The sequence below is a fragment of the Clostridia bacterium genome (genome assembly GCA_034926675.1).
GTDB lineage: Bacteria > Bacillota > DTU025 > DTU025 > DTU025 > JAYFQW01.
Genome location: JAYFQW010000085.1, coordinates 1 through 2,908 on the forward strand (window position 1 = coordinate 1; position 2,908 = coordinate 2,908).

2 protein-coding genes are annotated in these 2,908 nt (G+C 59.7%); both read left to right on the forward strand.

The features are described from left to right. The coding region (locus VB144_15340; GenBank protein ID MEA4885000.1) for an RHS repeat-associated core domain-containing protein at positions 1-1,528 on the forward strand (1,528 nt) is incomplete at its 5' end. A 33-nt stretch (positions 1,529-1,561) separates the two neighbouring features. Next, positions 1,562-2,746 (forward strand): hypothetical protein, encoded by a 1,185-nt coding sequence (locus tag VB144_15345; GenBank protein ID MEA4885001.1) that lies wholly within the window; start codon positions 1,562-1,564, stop codon positions 2,744-2,746. The last annotated feature ends 162 nt before the right edge of the window (positions 2,747-2,908 follow it).

Sequence of the window (2,908 nt, forward strand, 5' to 3'; positions counted from 1 at the left end):
GTCCGCCGACGTGCGCGGGCCGGAAGGGATTGCGACTGTCCTCTATTCCTACGACGGTGCGGGGAACCGGCTGAGCGAGTCCTGGTCCGATAGCCGCGGGGCTAAGCATTACGAGTGCCTGCCTGGCAACTACCTGATCAGGAGAGGCGCCGCGAGCTACGCCTGGGGCGAGTATGGGCAGCTCATCTCAAAAGCGGAGGGTGGAGCGGGCGCCGAGTATCTATACAACGCTCAGCGCCTGATGAACCAGGTGAAGGTGAGCGGGTCCTCGGTCGCGAACTACGAGTACGACGCGCTTGGGCGCAGGGTGAAGGCAGTTGAAGGCGGAGCAACCACAATAACGCTGCACTGCGGAAACGACATCGTTTACGAGGTCCACACAGCGTTGCGTACATCGGGTCCTGGTTCCTCCGGATCTGCGCAGCCATCGGGTTCGGGAGTTGGGGCAGACGCTGCCTCGGGTGGGATAATCATAGTTGATCCCATTGGCCCAATATCTGAGGATCCACCGCCGCCTCCCCCACCCAAGCCACCCAAGCCACCCAAGCCGCCTGCGCCGGAGTACGATAGAACCGTTGCGTGCTATCTCCTGTTGAACGGGAAATACCTGGCCAAAGTGGTGCGGGAGAACTCGGATCCTGCTCAGACCTACTTCTGTCACACCGACATGGTCGGCTCGATCAGGGCGATCACCGACTCCGCGGGCCAGGTCGTCGCGAGGTTCGAGTACGAACCGTTCGGGCTGCTTACCATGCCGACCGGTCCGATGGCAGGGGGAGCCCACAGGTTCACCGGCAAGCCCGAGGACGACGCCACTGGGCTGTACTACTTCGGGGCGAGACACTACGATCCGCAGGCTGGGAGGTTCACTGCTAGAGATCCGGCTAGGCAAGGACTGAACTGGTATGCCTACGCCGGCAACAACCCGCTGAGGTTCATTGACCCTGATGGGCAGGCTTTCCTCGCTGCTCTTCGGGGGATCATGATCCATGAGGCGATATATGGGGTCGTTGAAACGAAGTACTGCGGCAGGGCAGTGAAATGCAACACTTCTGTCATGAAGATACTCGAGGAGCATTTTGGCTTGGAGAGAAATGGAGATCTCAGCCGTCCGGATATCGTCATAACGGAGGGCGGCGTGTCCTATGTATATGAGATCAAACCCGAATCGTGGGCAAGAGCCCACAAAAACAGAATAGGAGATAAAGGTGACCAGCTCAACCGCTACGTCAATGCCATCAACCGCGACGGCTGCGCTGTCGTGGGCAATGATTCCAGAATCCAGGACGCGCTCGATTTTGTTGCAGCAGCGCTTGGAATAGAGTGTAGGTTCTACAGAGGGTACATCTTCTATGAATGGGAGGGACAACGAGTCCTGTCCAGGGAGGAGGCTCGCGAGTGGGTACGCAGCAGGCTCACGGACGAGCAACTGGCTCTGATCGAATTGGCGTTAGTTGCGGCCGTGGCAGTCGGGGTGGCTCAGCATGGCGGGGGCGGAGGCGGCAGACTGATGGAGCAGATGATGTAGCAGCCTCGGACGGACGCAATGGGGGGTGTGCATATGGAATTCGCAAAGCGACGGGCCAAGCTGAACGCAAGGCCGTTATGCAGAGGCTATCAGTGGGCGTACAACGACTATTGCTTCCTGCTATTGGGCGACGTCCTGGCCGTGCAGCCCCTGGGAGGGGGGAAGACCGACTTTGTGAGCGTGCATGACGGCCAGGTCATCGACCAGCTCGAAGGAGAGGCAATGGCCAGACTCGGGCCAGACGCGATATTGATTGAGGTAAGCGAGGCGGATGTCTATCTGGTATCGTCTCAGGGAGGCGGCATACGCCGGATTCCGCTCAAGCTCGAGCCCGGGCATGTCTGCAACGGAGGCTGCGGGAGCGACGCCGGGGTGTTGGCCGTCAACGTTATCGACAAATCCCGGCCAGACAAGTGGCCCTTGTATACCCAGCTGATTGACATGGCCGGCGAGGTTCTGTCGGTGGTATCCCATCCCGACGGAGACGTCTGCACGGAGGCCATGTCCCCCGACGGCAGGTATGTCCTTGCTATGGGATGGTTGGGTAGGACATACGAGGGAAGAGTCTATGATTGTGCGCAGAACCCGCCCGAGGTCGTGTTCCGCGGCAGACGGGGCGGCCCCATCCCAATCCTGTGGCTGCCAGGCTTGGAAACGCGCAGGTTCCTTGCCATGTGCAACATGACCGATTGCGGTTTCGACGCGGTCATGTACGACATTGATGCCGGGAACAGAAAAGCGCTCATGTCAAGCGTGCCGATATCCGGGTGGGGAGCGCTCAGCCCAGACGGAAAACTGCTGCCGCTGTGGCCGCAGTCTCCCAAGAACGAACGGGGGGCTGTGGTGATGCGATGTCAGACCGGAGAGATGATGCACACTGGCATTATCTACCGGGGGGGATCCTACATCCCATTCGTCTGGACTCCGTCGTCCCGAAGGGCCCTCATCCAACACCGGAAGGACTGGTATGACCCTTCAGGCTGGCCTCCTCCGGAAGTGTCAAGCGAAGCCCTGTCAGTCATGGATCTGGGCACGATGGAGATAACACAGCTTGATCTGGACGTCCCGGTGGGAAAAGCCAGAGCATGGGTGGACGAGAACAGATTCGTGTTCATCGGCGGGTTTATGAGGTGCGCAAGATCGGAGCGAGATGGGCTACGGGCGCTCATGGATGATCATATATACCTTGCCGACTTGTCGGAAGCGGTACCCGTTTAGGCGATCGGAGGAGGCGCATGGCGGTGAGCGAGTTCAGTGAAAGCTACCATCTCAGAGCCGACCGGCAGGAGTCCGGCGTTGCATTGCTCAAGAAGGCCGGATGCAGAGGGTTCGTCTTTCCCGCTGCCAACGGCTGGGTAACGGTACTGCCGGAATCGGAGC